At 71.2% G+C, this 16,652-nt stretch carries 9 protein-coding genes; 4 read left to right on the plus strand and 5 right to left on the minus strand.

Annotated features, from left to right (window positions below; all coding sequences use genetic code 11):
• Window positions 1–178 precede the first annotated feature (178 nt).
• A complete protein-coding gene (locus QU602_RS15875; RefSeq protein ID WP_308797427.1) occupies window positions 179–3,883 on the minus strand; it encodes a choice-of-anchor I family protein in 3,705 nt (1,234 codons plus the stop codon).
• A 146-nt stretch (window positions 3,884–4,029) separates the two neighbouring features.
• Window positions 4,030–5,481 (minus strand): MocR-like transcription factor YczR, encoded by a 1,452-nt coding sequence (yczR, locus tag QU602_RS15880; protein ID WP_308797428.1) that lies wholly within the window; start codon window positions 5,479–5,481, stop codon window positions 4,030–4,032.
• Between the two features lie 63 nt (window positions 5,482–5,544).
• On the opposite strand from yczR, the gene yczE reads away from it, so the two are divergent.
• Window positions 5,545–6,261 (plus strand): membrane protein YczE, encoded by a 717-nt coding sequence (gene yczE / locus QU602_RS15885; protein WP_308797429.1) that lies wholly within the window; start codon window positions 5,545–5,547, stop codon window positions 6,259–6,261.
• Between the two features lie 88 nt (window positions 6,262–6,349).
• Here the strand turns inward: yczE and QU602_RS15890 are convergent, their stop codons facing one another.
• Window positions 6,350–7,102: a MerR family transcriptional regulator gene (locus QU602_RS15890; RefSeq protein WP_308797430.1), complete on the minus strand. Its 753-nt coding sequence runs from the start codon at window positions 7,100–7,102 to the stop codon at window positions 6,350–6,352.
• 207 nt (window positions 7,103–7,309) lie between these two features.
• Between QU602_RS15890 and QU602_RS15895 the strand changes: the two genes are divergently transcribed.
• Window positions 7,310–8,182 carry a DUF4097 family beta strand repeat-containing protein gene (locus QU602_RS15895; protein WP_308797431.1) on the plus strand — a complete coding sequence of 291 codons (873 nt, stop codon included), beginning with the start codon at window positions 7,310–7,312 and terminating at the stop codon, window positions 8,180–8,182.
• On the plus strand, window positions 8,179–8,820 hold the full coding sequence (locus QU602_RS15900; RefSeq protein WP_308797432.1) for a PadR family transcriptional regulator: 642 nt from the start codon (window positions 8,179–8,181) through the stop codon (window positions 8,818–8,820). Before QU602_RS15895 ends, QU602_RS15900 begins: the two co-directional genes overlap by 4 nt.
• A gap of 111 nt (window positions 8,821–8,931) precedes the next feature.
• Here QU602_RS15900 and QU602_RS15905 read toward each other — a convergent pair whose 3' ends face one another.
• Window positions 8,932–15,339, minus strand: a complete 6,408-nt coding sequence (locus tag QU602_RS15905; protein WP_308797433.1) for a family 78 glycoside hydrolase catalytic domain — start codon at window positions 15,337–15,339, stop codon at window positions 8,932–8,934.
• 238 nt (window positions 15,340–15,577) lie between these two features.
• Between QU602_RS15905 and QU602_RS15910 the strand changes: the two genes are divergently transcribed.
• On the plus strand, window positions 15,578–16,084 hold the full coding sequence (locus tag QU602_RS15910) for a GNAT family N-acetyltransferase (RefSeq protein WP_308797434.1): 507 nt from the start codon (window positions 15,578–15,580) through the stop codon (window positions 16,082–16,084).
• Between the two features lie 108 nt (window positions 16,085–16,192).
• Here the strand turns inward: QU602_RS15910 and QU602_RS15915 are convergent, their stop codons facing one another.
• Window positions 16,193–16,627 (minus strand): hypothetical protein, encoded by a 435-nt coding sequence (locus QU602_RS15915; protein WP_308797435.1) that lies wholly within the window; start codon window positions 16,625–16,627, stop codon window positions 16,193–16,195.
• Window positions 16,628–16,652: the final 25 nt, after the last annotated feature.

Genomic DNA, 16,652 nt, shown 5'->3' on the forward strand with positions numbered 1-16,652 from the left:
ATACCACGAAGGCCCGCATGAAAGCGGGCCTTCGGAGTCGGCGCCTGGTCCGCTACGGAACTGCTACCACTCATGAGGATAGATCAGGTCGTTCTCGAATTCCAGCCTGATGCCTCTGGCTGGCTTGGACACGTGTGGGGTTGAGGCGGTCCGCCCGTTCGGGCGGGCCGCCTCGAGCCTACGGCTGCGTGCGACCCGCCGCCCGGCGACGGCGGATCACCATGAAGGCGCCGGCCGCGGCGAGGAGCGCCGCGAGCACGAGGCCCGGGAGCACGTCGGCACCGGTCGAGGCGAGGCCGGAGCCCGCCCCGCCACCAGCACCGCCGGCGCCGCCAGCGGCGGTGACCGTGACGGCATTCGCGATCGGCTCGAAGCCGGCCGACTCGACGATCAGCGTGTGCGCGCCGACCGCGAAGTCGGCGGGCACGCGCACCGTGAACGACACCGCGCCGTCGGCGTTCGCCGCCGGGATGCCATCGATCACGAGCGGTGCGCTGAACAGCGTCGCCGAGATCTGCTGCCCGGGCGCGAGGCCCGTGACCGCGACGTCGAACGAGCCGCCCTGCTGCACGGTCGGGCTGCTGAGCGAGACATCCGCCCAATCAGTACCGGCCACGACCGAGCGACCCAGCGGCGCGGGGTCGACCGTGACGAACTCCTCGAAGTACGACACCGCGGCGACGAGGTCGATCTGACCGCTGTCGGCCCGGTTCGTACCGTCGGCGAAGGCACCGAAGTTGTCGCCGCCCGGCGCGAGGAACGAGTTCACCGTGACGCGGAAGACGTCGTCCTCCGCGATCTGCTCACCCTGGAACGACATGGACACGATGTGCTCGCCGCGCGCGGCCTCGGGCTCGTACACGTAGCTGAAGCCCTCCGAGACGCCCAGGTGCAGCTTCGGACGGCTCGAGCCGTCGTGCTGCCACTGCTGCTCGAGGGCCTCCTTGATCTGCGCGCCCGTCAGGTCCATCTGGAACAGCGTGTTGCCGAACGGCTGCGTGCTCGCGACGTCCTTGTAGGTGACCGTGCCGTGCTCGCCGTGCAGCAGGTCGGCGCGGAGTCCGCCCGGGTTCATGAACGCGATCTCCGACGGCGTGCCCGCGAACGCCGCGTTCGCGGCCGACGTCGCCCAGAGCTGCTGGTCGGCGACCAGGTTGCCGAGCGAGGACTCGACCCCGCGGTCGGCGCCGGCTGGGGCCCCGCCGCGGAGGATGTCACCGGAGATCGAGCCGATCTCGACCGCACCGACGATGTCGGCCTCGGCCTCCGCGGCATCGACGATCGCCTGCACGTCGGCGTCGGCCGGGTACTGGGCGGCGCCGTCCACGAGCAGCGGCAGCGTGTCCACGGTCGCCCCGGTCGCGCGCTTCGTCACGGGGTCGATCGTCAGCTGGATGCGGCCGAGGTGCTTGGCGTACTCGCCGGCCGAGACGACCGGGCGGTCGAACGCAGCACCCTCGACGGGGAACTCGCACGCGACGTTCTTGTGGGTGTGTCCCGAGAAGATGGCGTCGATGTCGGCGGATGCCTCGCGCACGAGCTCCCCGTAGACGGAGTCCTCGTTCGCGACGACGTCGCACGACGTCTCCTCCGAGCCGTCGTGCGCGAGCAGGACGATGACGTCCGCCTCACCGTTCGAGGCGTCGCCGTCGCGCAGCTGCGCGGCCACGCGGTTCGCGGCCTCGAGCTGGGATCCGAACTCGATCTCGTCGATGCGGTCGGGCGCGACGAGCGAGTCCGTCTGCTCGGTCACGGTGCCGATGTAGCCGACCTTCACGCCGCCGGTCTCGACGATCTTGTACTCGTCGAGCGCCGGGGTCTGCGTGCCCTTCAGGTACACGTTCGCGCCGAGCGCGAGGCCCGCGTCGCCGTAGGCCGGGATCACCCGGTCGACGAGGTCGCGGTAGCCCGCGTCGAACTCGTGGTTGCCGACCGAGCTGACCTCGAGATCCATCGCGACGAGCGCGTCGATCGTCGGCTGGTCCTGCTGCGAGAACGACGTGAACGTGGAGGCGCCGATGTTGTCGCCGGCCGACGCGAACACCGTGTTCGGGTGCTCGGAGCGGAGCTGCTCCACCGCGCCCGCGAGCACCGCGGCACCCGGCAGGCCCGAGCCGAGGTCCTGCTCGAGGCGGCCGTGGAAGTCGTTAATCGAGAGCAGCTGCAGCGACGAGGCATCCGTGTCGCCCGCACCCTCGATCGCGAACAGCGTCGTGGTGCCCGAGACCTCGTTGCCGACCGCGAGCATCGGCTCACCGGTCGGGCTGGTCTCGGCCGGGATGAACGCGAGGCCCTCGGGGCCGAGGTCGCCGGCCGCGGCGAGGTGCTCCACGCCGTCGTCCTCGACCGACACGCTGAAGTCGCGGTTGTTCAGGTAGGTGACGAACGTCGAGTCGGCGGGCGTCGTGATGTCGAACACCGCGATACCACCGACGCGCTCGAAGCCGATGAACGCGTAGCTGCGGCCGTCGACCTCGCCGATGGCGACGTTCTCGGGCTCGGGCCCCTTGTCGTCGCTGCGGCCCTCGAAGTTCGACTCGGAGTGGTTCGAGTTGAAGAACTCGGGCGCGGCCGCGTGGGTGATGCGCTCGAAGGCCTCACCCGAGTCGAATACCTGGTTGCCCGCGGTGTCCCAGATCGAGAACGAGCGCGAGCCGAAGGCGTACAGCTCCTCGTAGCACGTGCCGTCCTGGGAGAGGCCCATGGCGGTCGAGACGTTGAGGCGGCCGAGGTTCGCGTCGCCGAGTAGGCCTGCGGCCGGGCTCGTCGTGCACACCGGCGCGCGGCCGCCCTTGCCGAGGTCCTTCACCCGGGACGGTTCGACGTAGTCGCCCCACTCGCGCGCGTCACCCTCGTTGGCGGTCACGAGGTACGTCTCACCTGCTGCCTGGTACGACTGCATGCCGTCCGGCAGGTACATGCCCTTGAGCCCGGCGAACGTGCGGACATCGAACCCGCCGTCCCGGTCGGAGGCGTCGATGCCGTGGCCGGCGACCGAGTGGTCGACGAAGCCGAGCGGGAGGATGTCGGTGACGCTCGCGTGCACGAGGTCGACGACCGCGATCGCGTTCGCCTCCTGCAGCGCCGCGTACGCCACGTCGCCGTCGATCGCGACGTACTCGGGCTCGAGGTTGCGCGAGACCGGGAGGTCGGCCTCGGGCGTCGGGCCGAACACGCGGACGTCCGGGTGCAGGGTCTTCGAGCCGCCGGCCTCGAACTCGTGGAAGTTCGCGATGCGCACGTCGTTCTGCGTCGGCGCGGCGACCGTCGCCGGAAGAGCCACGATGCCGATCGAGCCCTCGGGGTCGCTCGAGAAGTCGTCGGCGGGCTCGCCCTCGTTGGCGACGACGGCGCGCGTGCCGTCGGCCGAGATCGCGACCATGTCGGGCAGCGAGCCGACGACGACGGTGCCGAGCGGCGCGGGCTGGGCGGCCGTGGCGTCGAAGAACATGAGCCGGCCGGGCGCCGTCTTGTCGTCGCGGTCCTCGAGGGCGACGACGCCGAGCCCGTCGGCGCGCACGGCGAGGGAGTTCGCGACGCCGTCGCCCGCGAGCTCGCCGACCTTCACCGGGAGCTCGGGGTCGCTGACGTCGAGCACGTCGATGAGCCCGGCCTGCGCGTTGACGACGTAGAGCCGCTCGCCGTGGTACGCGACGATCTCGGCGGCGGACTCGTCGAAGATGCCGCTCTCGTAAGTGCCGAGCGTGCGGAGTGACAGCGCAGCACCGTCGGCCGAGACCTCAGGGGCGTCGACGATCGGGGTGGGCGCGGCGCGGAGGGGCGAGGCGGCGGCGGGCGTAGTGGCGAGACATCCGGTCACGAGGGCCGCGCTCACGATGAGCGGGACCGCAGCGCGCCGGATCAGGGGCCGGGAGGGCAGCATGGATCACCTTCGGTCGAAACGGGGCAAGAACGCCCTCAGCGTGCCCGTACGGGGCAGACGCCACGTGACCGTCAGGTGAACGACCGGCAGCGCCTCCGGGACGCCTCGACACCCCACCGAACGCCGCGTGCCCGCGCCGTCGACCGTCAGACGACGGCGGCGAGCGAGAGTGCCGGGTCGGGGGCCGGCGCAGCGGGCAGGCCGCGCCACGCGCGGGCGAGCGCCGAGACCGCGGCATCCGTCGTTGCGGCGTCGTAGCAGAACGGCAGCCGCAGGAATCGCTCGAACGCCCCATCGATGCCGAACCTGGGTCCGGCGGCGACGATCAGGCCCTGTCCGCGGGCGGCGAGCGCGAGCTGGGAGCTGACCGGTGTGCCGAGGTTGACCCAGGTCACGATGCCGCCGTCGACGTGCGGCACGTCCCATTCGGGGAACGCCTCGGCGAGCAGCGACTCGAGATGGGCCCGCCCCTCGCGCAGCTGCTCACGACGCAGCTCGACGATCTCATCCATGCGGCCAAGCAGGCGGGTGACCAGGAGCTGCTCGAGGATCGGCGTCCCGAGGTCCCCGGGTGTGCGCACTGCGAGCAGGCGCCGGATGAGCGGCCGGTCGGCCCGGATCCAGCCGACGCGGATGCCACCCCAGACGGTTTTTCCGACCGAGCCGATCATGACGGCCGGCCCGTAGGCGGCGAGCGGCAGGTATCGCACCCGACGGTCGATGTCGAGCTCGCCGATCGTCTCGTCGGCGATGACGACCGTGCCCTGCCGCGCCGCCGCGTCGAGCGCGCGCTCACGCGCCGGCTCGTCGAGCGACCGGCCCGTCGGGTTGTGGAAATCGGGCATGAGATAGGCCGCGACGGGGTTGGCGTGCCGGAACGCCGTGGCCAGCGCCTCGCCGTCGTCGGCCGAACCCGGCTCACCCTGGGGAACGGTGGGCACGGTCACCAGACGAGCGCCCGCGACCCGCAACGCGTCGTACGCGTGCGGGTAGGTCGGCGCCTCGATCACCGCACGGTCACCGCGCCCCACGACCGCGCGCGTGAGCAGGGCGATAGCGTGCTGCGCGCCGATCGTGACCATGATCTGGTCGGGTTCGGTCGGCAGCCCGCGAGCGGTGTACCGGTCGGCGATCGCGGCCCGCAGCGCGGGCGTGCCGACCGGGTCGAATCCCGAGTCGCCGAGGTGCCGCGGGAGCTCCTCGGCCGCTTCGCGCGCGACCTCGCCGAGCCACGGCAACGCGGGCGGCGCCGCCTTGGAGAGGTCGACGTAGTCGGGTGCGGGCGGAGCGGGCAGCCGGGTCGGCACGCCAGGCAGCCGCGCGACCGATCCCGACCCGCGCACACTGTGCAGCAGATGCTGCTCGCGCAGCGAACGGTAGGCAGCGGTCACCGTCGTTCGGCTGAGCCCCAGCCGGTCGGCGAGGTCGCGCTCGGCCGGCAGGCGGGTGCCGACGGGGACGCGCCCGTCGAGCACGAGCAGACGGACCCGCTCGGCGAGCGCGCGGTACGCCGCGTCCCGGGCGCCGCCGAGGCCGCCGGTGCGCCAATCGCCGAGCAGGCCTTCGAGCGCACGGGCGCTGAGCGAGGCATCCGTCATACAAGCCACTTTAGGAAGATTGGCTACTTGATGAAAGGCCAATCGAGGAATTGGATAGATCTCATGCTTCGCCTTCCGCCCTCGTTCCGCGACTCCGGTCGCGTGCTCACCCGCCGTCTCGTCCAGCTCTACGTCGGACTGTTCCTCTACGGCATGGGCATCGCGATGATCGTGCGCGGCGAGCTCGGCGTCGCGCCGTGGGACGTGCTCACCCAGGGCATCGCGAAGCAGACCGGCATGAACTTCGGCCTCATCACGATCCTCACGAGCGGCGTCGTGCTGCTGTTCTGGATCCCGATCCGGCAGAAGCCCGGCTTCGGCACGCTCATGAACGCCCTGCTCGTCGGCCCGGCGGCCGATGTCGGCCTCTGGCTCATCCCCGAGGGCCTCGACCTGTGGGCGCGGATCCTGCTGCTGCCAGGCGGCATCGTGGTCCTCGCCATCGCGACCGGCCTCTACATCGGCGCGCACTTCGGCCCCGGCCCGCGCGACGGGCTCATGACGGGACTGCACCGCGCGACCGGCTGGCGCATCTGGATCGTGCGCACCGGCATCGAGGCGATCGTGCTCGCGATCGGCTGGCTGCTCGGCGGCAACGTCGGCCTCGGCACAGTGCTGTTCGCGCTCACGATCGGCCCGCTCTGCGGGTGGGCGATCCCGCTCTTCGCGATCAGGCGAGCGGATGCCTCGGCCGCGGCCGGGCCTCACCTCGACCCTGCCGTGCCGGAACCCAGCCGCCCCGAGCCCCCGCTGATCCCCGACGACTCCCCAGCCAACTAGCCCGCTCACCGAGCGGGGACGCGAATGGTCGCCCGAGCTCGTCGGAGCGACCATTCGCGTCCCCGCGTCGGGGCTCGGGGTGGGGTCGCTAGAGGTGTGCGTTCGCGTACACGCGGAGCGCGTCGCGCACGAACTCGGCGCCCTGCTGGCCGCCGTAATTCGCGCCGAAGCGCGGATCCGCGACGTACATCTCGCCGAGGCCGATGACGTACCCCTTCGCATCGCCGCCGTGCGCGGGTGTGCCGGGCACGCCGGTGAGCCACTCGACGTGCCGCTTCGCGAGCGCCTGCGCCTCGTCGCCGTCGGGCGCGACGCCCGAGGTCGCCGCCGCGGTCCAGTCGCGTCCGAGCTCCTCGGTACGTGCCTTCCAGGCCGCGCGCTCCTCGTCGCTCATGCCGCGCCACCAGCGGTCGCCGCGCTCGTACGCGTCAGCGCCCCAGCGTTCGGTGACCTCCTCGCGATACTGCGTGTGATCGAATCCGTCGAACATGTCGTGTGCCATGATCTGTTCACCTCCTTCCACGGCATGCATGGTCTTCTCGACCGACGCGATCTGACGCGCCAGCCGATCCTGTTCCTGCCTGAGCCACGCGAGATGTCCGGCGAGGGCGTGCGCCTGCGACGCCTCGCCCTCGAGCACCTCGCCGATGACCGGCAGCCCGAGACCGAGCTCGCGCAGCAGCAGGATGCGCTGCAGGCGCACGAGCGCGGCCTGGTCGTAGTACCGGTAGCCGTTCGAGCCGACACGGGAGGGCGTGAGGAGCCCGAGGTCGTCGTAGTGCCGGAGCGTGCGGCTCGTCGTTCCCGCGAGCTTCGCGATCTCCTGGATCGACCAGTCCATGGTGCCCTCCGATGTGTCGGCGTCGGTGCTCGGTACGAGATGCCACGTTAGAGGTTGACGTTACGTCAAGGTCAACCCCGAGGCGGCCCTGGGATCGGCGCGGACCCGCGGTCCGGCCTTGCCGTCCTGTAGATCGCGTTATATCGTGAGTTTAATAGACGCGATATAGCGTGACTCGCATCGCGCGAATCGAAGGAGCGCACGACCATGACCATCGAGCAGTGGAGCATCGCACCGGGCGAGAGCCGGGTCATCGACCTCGAACTCGTCCGCACCCTCAAGGTGAGCCTCGTCGGAGGCAAGGTCGACCTCATCGCCCACGACGAGCCCGGCGCGCGTGTCGAGATCTCGAACGTGAGCGGCAAGGACCTCGCCGTGTCCATCGACGGCGACCGCCTCGAGATCGACCACCCGCAGCTGCGTTGGGACAACTTCCTCGAGGTGTTCGCGAACTTCCGCGGGCACGCGAAGGCGGATGTCTCGATCCTCGCGCCGCGCACGGTCGCGCTGAAGCTCGGCGTGGTCACCGGCGAGGCGCTCGTCTCAGGGTTCGACGGTGACGCCCGGTTCAGCACCGTGTCCGGCGACGTGGTCGTCGACAACCACCGCGGCGACGTCGAGCTGTCCAGCGTCTCGGGTGAGCTCTCCGCGGGCAACCATGTCGGCCGGGTCAAGGCGAACTCCGTGTCGGGCGATGTGATCGCCTCGGGCGAGATCTCGGCGTTCACCGCCAAGACAGTGTCGGGAAGCATGATCCTCGACGCCAAGGGCACGCCGGCCAAGGTCGACACGAACACGGTGTCGGGCGATCTCACGGTGCGCTGCGACCTCGGCTCGGGCGCCCGCTATCGCGTGAATTCGGTGAGCGGCACGCTGCTGATCGACGACTCGCAGTTCCGCGGCGTGCTCGGCAAGGGGTTCGAGCGCACCGTCGGCGAACTCGCGGGCGACTGGCTCGACCTCAGCGCCAACAGCGTCACGGGCAACATCTCGGTCATGCACCGCGCGGGTGCCGGTCGCGCGGACGCATCGGGCAGCGCCGAAGCGTCGGACGGCGTCGGCGAAGGAGCATCCGAATGACCCCGCCCGTCTTCTCCCACGGCAGCCTGCGCCTCTACCTGCTCGCCCTCCTCGACGAGCGGCCTCGGCACGGCTACGAGTTGATCCAGGCGCTCTCCGAGCGGTTCGGCGGCACCTATTCACCGAGCGCGGGCACGATCTATCCGCGCCTCGCGAAGCTCGAAGAGGAAGGCCTCGTCACCAAGGAGGCCGACGGGCGCAAGACCGTCTACGCCATCACCGACGCCGGCCGAGCCGAGCTCGAGGCCCGGCGCCCCGAGCTCGACGCGATCGAAGACGAGGTGACCGACTCGATCCGGCGGCTCGCCGACGGCGTACGCGCGTCGGTGAACGACGCCATGCGGAGCCTTCGCGCCGACCTCGCGAGCGCGGCCAGCGAGGCCAAGCGTGCCGCGAAGTCGGGCAGCGGCTCGGGCGGCTCGGGCGGCTCGGGCGGCACGACCAACCTGCACGTCGACTCGAACCGCGCCGTGCATGAGGCCGAGCTCGTGATCAACGAGTTCCGGCAGCAGCTGCGCACCGACCTGCGGACCCAGGCGCATCGGGGGCGCGTGTCGGCCGGCGCCGTCGATCGGCTGCGCTCGCAGCTCGCGCAAGTGCGCGCGGATCTGCTCGCGGAACTCCAGCGAGGCGCCTGACCCTCCGTTTCCTACCCCCGCATCGACCCCCAGCACGACGAGACCCCTGGTCGGAACGGCACGAAGGCCGAACCGATCAGGGGTCTCGTCGTGTTCGGGGCGGTCGGCGCCCTACTCGGCGACGTCCGCGGAACGTCGGCGGCGGATGACGAGCATCGTGCCGAGCCCGAGCAGCAGCGCCACGAGGGCGAGTGCGGGCGCGAGCGTCACGCCGGTCACCGGGATCGTCGTGCCGGGATATACGAAGGCCGTGACCTCGAGGTCGAACGCGAGCACGGTGCCCGACTGGACCCCGGTGAGGACCAGCTGGTGCGCGCCGGCGGCGGTCGTCTTCGGAATCGTGACCGTCGCGTCGACGCGGCCTTCGGCGTCGGCGGTCACCGTCGCCAGCAGCACGGGGTCGGAGCGCAGCTCGATCCGCACCTGCTCGCCCGGCGCGAAGCCGGTCGCGCTCACGTGCACCTCGCCACCCGCACCGATCAGCGACGGCGTGATCCGACCGCCCGGCAGATCGAGCACCGTGACCGCGCTGGTGTTGCCCGCGGCGTCGACCGCGCGCACCGACACGGACACCGCGTCGGTCGCGATCTTGACCGCGCCGGTGTAGGCGGCCCAGTCGGCGTCGCCGACCGCGTACTCGAGTGCGGCGACACCCGAACCCTCGTCGGCACCCGCGGCCCGCAGCATCCGGTCGTTCCCGACCTCGGCGGTCACGGTCGGCGCGATGCCGTCCACCGCGACCTCGTCGAGCGCGATCTCCTCGACGTTGCCCGCGTGGTCGGTCGCGCGGGCCTCGACGACCCAGACACCCTCGGGCAGGCCGACCGGCCCGTCGTAGGCGACCCAGTCGCCGCCGACGCGGACCTCGATCGAGGCGACGCCGGATCCCGTGTCCTCAGCCTGGACCTCGGCCTCCGCGGAGATCCACCAGCCCGCGAGCCCGGCGACGCCGTCGATCTCCGCCTCGAGGGTGGGCGCCGTGCCGTCGACCCGCACGGCCAGCTGTGCGACCTCGGAGACATTGCCGGCCACGTCGCGGCTGCGATACTCCACCGTGTACTCGCCGTCCGGCAGGGCGACCGGCTCGAGCGCAGGCTGCCACGCACCCGAGCCGATGCGCAGCTCGGCCGAGGCGACCCCGCTCGCGGCGTCCTCCGCGACCACGGTCGCCGTCGTCCCGCCGGCATGCCAGCCCGAGGGCGTCGGCGCACCGCTCAGGCTGAGCTCGGTGTTCGGCGCGGTCCGGTCGATGCGTACGACCGTCTCACCGTCGCGGCTGTTGCCCGAGGCATCCGTCGCGCGATACCGCACGACCGTCTCGCCCTCGGCCGTGACCGCGAACGGACCGGTGTACGCCTCGTAGGGCGCATCGCCCACCGCGTACTCGACGCTGGGCGCCGGGTCGCGGCCGTCCACAGCCGTGATCGTGACGTCGACGTCGCCTCGAGCCCAGCCGGCCGATCCCACGCCGCGGTCGTCGAGCGAGGCGCTCACGACGGGCGCCACGGTGTCGGGCGCGAGCGCGACCGCCCACACGTCTGCGATCGAGGGGTCGTGCCGTTCGGGGCCCGAGTTCGCCTTCTGCATGCGAATCCGGAGCACGCCGTCCTCGGTCAGCGCGGTGTCGGCGACAAGCGCCTGGTACACGCGCGTGCCCGAGCCGCTCTCGGTGCGCGGCATCGAACGCACGTCGATCGGCTGCCCGTCCGCGAAGACCGTGTAGTCCTTCTGCTGCGGGCCGTCGTAGGTCTCGATCGCGCGGATCACGACGGGCTCGCCGGCCGGCACCGCGAGGTCGAACTCGAACCACGAGCCGGGGGTGTTCACCCCCGAGTAGCGGCGGGTCAGGCCGGCCTCGGTCGACGTCGCCGACGAGGGCGCCGCCGTCAGTCGGTGCTGCGTCTCCGAGTAGCCGAATCCGAGGTCGACGTGATCGCTCACGGCCGGGTCGTAGATCCAGAGGTCCGCGATCGACGCGTCGTTGTGCGACGACCCCGCGGTGCGCTGGAACCGGATGACGACCTCGCCGTCCGCCGCCTGCTCTGCGAGCCCGGTGACGTCGATCTCGTAGGTGTACGCGCCGCCCGCCGACTCGGTGTGCAGGCGCTGCGCGATCTCGACGCCGTCGGCCGTGATGAAGTAGTCCTTCGTCCCGGCCCTGCCGAACGTCTCGATCGCGCGGAGCCGGAACTCGCCGCTCGTGGGCACCGCGACCGTGGCCTCGAACCACGAGTTCGCCACGCCGCCGTGCGAGTAGCGGCGGGTCAGGCCCGCCTCGGTGCTCGTCCCCGACGAGCCGCTGTGCGCGATGCCGTGCGCCTGCTCGGACGCCGAGTTGCCGAAGTCGATCCAGTCGTACTGCACCCGGTCGAGCGTGACCGGCAGCGTCGTGTCGACCCGGTCGAACACCGCGTCGCCCCGCACCGCGGTGACCGGCAGCGAGTACTCCACGGCCGTCACGGTCACGGGCACGGCGAGCTCGACGAGCGCCTCGATCGTGCCGCCGGCGGGTACGATCAGGCTGCCCGAGCGCGGCTTCGCGCCCCACGCGGACGGCACGTCGACGACGACCTCCGCGGTCACCGGCACGGCACCCGAGTTCGTGACCGGCACGGTGACCGCGACGACCGACTCGGGGCCCGCCGAGGCGGGTGCGACCACGGGGTCGCCGAGCGAGATCGGCGAGTCCACGGCGAGCGTCGTGGCCGCGGCGACGACGAGACGGTTCCCGCCGAGGTCGAAGCGCGTGTAGGCGTCGACGGCGCCCATGTCACCCGGCTCGGCCGAGCCATCCACCTCGACCGACGCCGTCAGCACGGCCGTCGCGCCCACGGCGAGCGCGCCGTCGGCGCGCTGCCGCTCGGGATCGACGGTCCAGTCGTCGCGCGAGGTCACGGTCGCCTCGATGCCGTCGACCTCGGTGGATGCCCCGTTGCGAAGCGTCAGCTCGACCCCCGCCGAGGAGCCGGGAAGCGCGACCTCGCCGGTCGGCCGGAGCGCGCTCTCGACCCCGGTCAGGGCGGCCGTCGAGGCGCCCAGCGCGCGCAGCACCGGCTCGAGGGCTGCCGCGTCGCCGGGCTCGGCGGCGTCGAGCCGTTCGAGGAGCTCGGCGAGATGGCCGAGCACCTCGCGGAGCGGCGCACGGTCGACGAACGCCTCGAGCGCGGCGATCGCGATCGGACGCAGCTCGGCCGCAGGGTCTCCCGCGGCGTCGATGGCGTCGAGCAGGGCGCCGAGCAGGTCGGCCGCGTCGTCGACCCGGAACGCGTACTCACCACTGCCGATCCGCACCTCGACGCCGGAATCGGTCACCGTGACGTCCGTCACGCCGTCGACATCGTCGAGCCGCACTCCGCCCTCGGTGACCGCCCACTGCGTGCCGGCCGGCAACACGACGGTCGCCGTCGTGTTGGCGGGCACGGTGGCGTCCAGCTCGAAGCCGCCTTCGACGATGCGCCACGACGAGCTGATCGTGCCGTAGCGCGAGTCGAACGATCCGGTCGCGGAGGTGAGCCCGCCGCCCGGCACGGGCTCGATCCGGATGTCCCGGTAGCCGGGCTCAGCCGGCGCGATGCCGCCGATGCTGCGGTACATGAAGTCGCCGATGGCGCCGTAGGCGTAGTGGTTGAACGAGTTCATGCCCTCCTGCGGATACTCGGGGCTCGAGAAGCGGCCGTCGGGCAGGATCGAGCTCCACCGCTCCCACATGGTCGTCGCGCCCATCGCGACCTCGTAGCCCCACGACGGGAAGGTCTCGTTCATGAGCAGGCGGTAGGCGAGGTCGAGTTTGCCGGACTCGGCGAGCGAGGGCACGAGCCACGGCGTGCCGAGGAAGCCGGTCGACAGGTGGAAGTCGCGCCGGGCGATGGTCGCCTCGAAGCGGTCCGCTGCCGCGGGGATCAGCTCGTCGGGCACGAGACCCATGCCGATCGCGATCGCGTACGCGGCCTGCGAGTCGCCCGTGACCGTGCCGTCGTCGGCGACGAAGCGGTCGGCGAACGCCGCCGCGACGCGCTCGGAGAGCTCGGCATAGTGCTCGGCGTCGGCCGGTTCGCCGATGGCGTCGGCCATCTCCGACATGAGGCCGGCCACGTAGGCGAAGTACGCGGTGCCGAGCACGTTGCCGGGGGTCGGGTCGTCGAGGTTCAGCCAGTCCGCATAACTCGAGGGGCGGATGCCGCTCGGGTAGGTGCGCTCGAGGAAGTCCATGAACCGGGTCATCGACTCCCAGCCGTCGCGGATCGGCGCGGTCGATCCCCAGCTCTGCCAGATCGCCCACGGCACCGTGATGCCCGCGTCCGACCAGCCGGTGCCGCCGCCGCAGCAGCTGAGGTTCGGGTGGTAGGGCGCCACACCCATGTAGTCGCCGTTGGCGAGCTGCGCGTCCTGCAGGTCGACGAGCCACTTCGCGAGGAAGTTCACCGTGTCCATGTTGTACGACGCCGTCGGCGCGAACACGTTGATGTCACCCGACCAGCCCATGCGCTCGTCGCGCGCGGGCGTGTCGGTCGGGATGGACAGGAAGTTGCCGCGCTGACCCCAGACGATGTTCGACTGCAGCTGGTTGAGCATGGCACTCGAGGTCGTGAGCTCGCCAGTCATGCGCAGGTCGGAGTTCCAGACCCGGCCGGTGACCTCGTCGAGGGCCGGCGGCTGGTCGGTGCCGGTGATCTCGAGGTAGCGGAAGCCGTGGAAGGTCAGCGACGGCTCGTAGACCACCTCGCCCTCGTCGCCGAACGTGTAGTAGTCGGTGGCCTTCGCGCTGCGCAGGTTCGCGGTGTACATGGTGCCGTCGTCACGGTTGAGCTCCTCGGCGTAGCGCAGCTTGACCGTCTGGCCGGGCTCGCCGCGCAGCGTGACGCGCACGACGCCGACCATGTTCTGGCCGAGGTCGTAGACGTGCGCGCCCGGCTCGGGCTCGGTGCGCTCGATCGCCTGTTGCACACCGGTCTCGCGGACGGGCTCGTCGGGCTGCGGCTGGAGCTTGTCGGTCGCCGACGGGGCGACCCAGACCGACTCCCAGTCCGAGTCGTCGAACTCCGGGACATCCCAGCCGTCGATCTCGAGGCGGGCGTCGTAGCTCTCGCCGTCGATGAGGTCGGCCGCGGTCCACGGCCCGGGGGCCGTCGTCCAGTCGCCGTCGGTCGCAACGGTCTCGACGGTGCCGTCGGCGTACTCGATGCGCAGCTGCGCGATGAGCGAGTCGCGGGTGCCGTAGTTCTGGTCGCCGATGTGCGCGAGCCGGCCCGAGTACCAGCCGGGAGCGACGATGCCGCCGAGCGCGTTCGCGCCCGCCTGCAGCTGGTCGGTGACGTCGTACGTCTGGAAGTGGATGCGGGTGCCGTAGTCGGTCCATCCCGGCGCGAGCTGCAGGTCGCCGACCTTCTCGCCGTTGAGGCGCAGCTGGTAGATGCCGCGCGCGGTCGCCGACACGGTCGCGCGACGGATCTCCTTCTCGCCGTCGACGTCGAACTCGGTGCGCAGCAGCGGCACGCGGTCGTCGAACGTGACGATCGCCTCGTGGTTGCCGGTCAGCTGCACGCCGCCCTCGACGAGGGTGCCGCGCGAGAGCCGGTTCTCGCCGTCGAATGTGGTGTCGAGGAGGACCTCGCCGCCCGGGGTCTCGACGTGCAGGTTGTGCAGGACGACGGATTCGTTGGCGGTGGTGCTCTGGCTGGTGCGCACGCCGACGAACCCGCGGCTGTACCGGGTGTTCGTGACTCGGCTGACCTCGGTGCCGTTGATCGTGGTCACGATCTGGTCGCCGATGAGCGAGATCTCAAGCGAGGCGCGCTGCTTGAGCACGTCGGCCGCGAGGCCCCGCGACGTCAGCGACACCTCAGGCAGCGTCGACCAGCCGCCATTGGTGCGCACGTGGGGGCGCAGGCGCGGGTTGCCGGGGGCCTCGTCGTTGAGCTGCCACATGTACGAGTTGCCGAGCGTCTCGGCGCGCAGGAAGAGCCCGAACGCGGTGCCCGGTACGAGCGTGAAGTCGGTCGAGACGGTGTAGTCGGTCCACTGCGAGAGCCGATCGGCGGCGTCGGGACCGCCGATCCAGTCGCCCTGCCACTCGTCCTGGTGCAGGATCGCGGTGCGGAAGTGCGCGGGCTCGCTCCAGCTCGACTCGACGCCCTCGTCGTCCCAGACCCGGACCTGCCACCAGTAGTCCTGCTGCGACGCGAGCTCGGGACCGTCGTATGCGACGGCGATGCTTTCGCGCGACTCGACGCGGCCCGTGTCCCACACGGTCGACGACGAGAGCGCGTCGGCCGACTCGGCGAGGCGCACCTGGTAGGCGGCCTGCTGGATGCCTCGGCGATCACCCGCGAGCTGCCAGCCGAACTCGGGCTCGGTGCCGCCGACCCCGATCGGCTCAGCCTGCCCGGACACGCTGAGCGCCTCGACGCTCACGTTCGTCGCGGCGGCCGCGGGCGGGGCGATGAGGGTGACCGCGAGGACCGCGGCGATCGCAGCAGCCGGCCAGATGCGGAGTGCGGAGGGGAAGGCGGCAGGGCGCACAGTCGTCCAATCGTCGTCGTTGACGCAGCAGCGGGCGCGCAAATGAATCGTTTCACGCCTAGGTCTCGACTAACCCTAGGCGACCCGCCCAGGCCAAGTCAACGCTCCCGCCAAACGACCCCCGCGCCCGCGAGGGATGACGATCTGACTCGAGTGATGCCGAAATGCAGCCCGATTCGGGTCGTTTCGGTATCACTCGGCGCAGGCGGGTGTGGGTGGCGGGTGGTTCACTGTGGGCATGAGCGACGTCGCCCTTCGGCCGTGGGCCGCCGATGATCTCGAGACGCTGCGGCGCGCCAATGCGCCGGAGATGATGACGTACCTCGGCGGGCCCGAGACCGAGGAGCAGCTCGTCGCCCGGCACGAGCGGTATCTTCGGCTCGGCAGCGAGGGCGCGGCGTGGATGTTCCGCATCGTGACGCCCGATCACCCCGAGGGCGTCGGCACGATCGGCTACTGGCGACACGAGCATCACGGCGAGCCGGCGTTCGAGACCGGCTGGGCGGTCGAGAGCGCCTACCAGGGCCGCGGGTTCGCGACCGCTGCACTGCGGCTCGCCGTCGCCGACGCCGCGCACCGCGAACCCGGCACCCCGGTCTACGCCTACCCGAGGGTCGCGAACGCCGCGTCGAACGCCATCTGCCGAAAGGCGGGCTTCACCCTCGAGGGCGAAGAGGACTTCGAACACCCGAAGGGCACCTGGGCCGCCTCAAACGTCTGGGTCCTCCATCCACCCGCGGCGTGAGGTCGCGAGCCACCGCGACCGCGGGGACACGTTCCAGAACGCCGCAACGCCCCTCACATCACGAGGGGCGCTGCGAACCTCTTCAACGGCGATCAGCCGCGGTCGTCACTACTTCGGGAGGTCCAGGGCCTTCTGCATCTTGATGACGTACGCCTGCTCTCCGCCGGTAGCACTGTCGGAGATCTGCGCATACGCGGCTGAGCGACCGTACTGCCAGGGGTCCCCCGCGGACGCAACCTGCAGTTTCAACGCCTGCGCCGCACCAAGGCATTTCGCCTTCCCCGTCGCCACACCCTGGCGACTGGCATCCTGGAAGAGGCGCACCCGGACGGTCGCCTCCTGGCCTGCGGCGCACTGGAAGATGACGCCGACCTGCGCGACCCGCTCCCCGTCCTCGAGCTCCGCGTCGACAACCCGCCAAACCGCATTCTCACCCTCGGATGGAGCAGCGACGGCAGCCATTGGCGCGGCGAGCGTCGCCGCTGCGACGAGCCCGGAGACAACCGCAACAAACCCGCGCCGCGAACGAAACATACGAGTCATAGGTCACACCTTTCGTATTGTAATA

Origin of the sequence: Agromyces protaetiae (assembly GCF_030866785.1) — a bacterium.
In the GTDB taxonomy this organism is placed as follows: Bacteria; Actinomycetota; Actinomycetes; order Actinomycetales; family Microbacteriaceae; genus Agromyces; species Agromyces silvae.

Excerpts from the sequence above, each read along its gene's own strand:
- QU602_RS15915 (WP_308797435.1), bottom strand. The coding sequence starts at position 16,627 with ATGACTCGTATGTTTCGTTCGCGGCGCGGGTTTGTTGCGGTTGTCTCC.
- QU602_RS15910 (WP_308797434.1), top strand. The coding sequence starts at position 15,578 with ATGAGCGACGTCGCCCTTCGGCCGTGGGCCGCCGATGATCTCGAGACG.
- QU602_RS15895 (WP_308797431.1), top strand. The coding sequence starts at position 7,310 with ATGACCATCGAGCAGTGGAGCATCGCACCGGGCGAGAGCCGGGTCATC.
- QU602_RS15900 (WP_308797432.1), top strand. The coding sequence starts at position 8,179 with ATGACCCCGCCCGTCTTCTCCCACGGCAGCCTGCGCCTCTACCTGCTC.
- yczR (WP_308797428.1), bottom strand. The coding sequence starts at position 5,481 with ATGACGGATGCCTCGCTCAGCGCCCGTGCGCTCGAAGGCCTGCTCGGC.
- yczE (WP_308797429.1), top strand. The coding sequence starts at position 5,545 with ATGCTTCGCCTTCCGCCCTCGTTCCGCGACTCCGGTCGCGTGCTCACC.
- QU602_RS15890 (WP_308797430.1), bottom strand. The coding sequence starts at position 7,102 with ATGGACTGGTCGATCCAGGAGATCGCGAAGCTCGCGGGAACGACGAGC.
- QU602_RS15875 (WP_308797427.1), bottom strand. The coding sequence starts at position 3,883 with ATGCTGCCCTCCCGGCCCCTGATCCGGCGCGCTGCGGTCCCGCTCATC.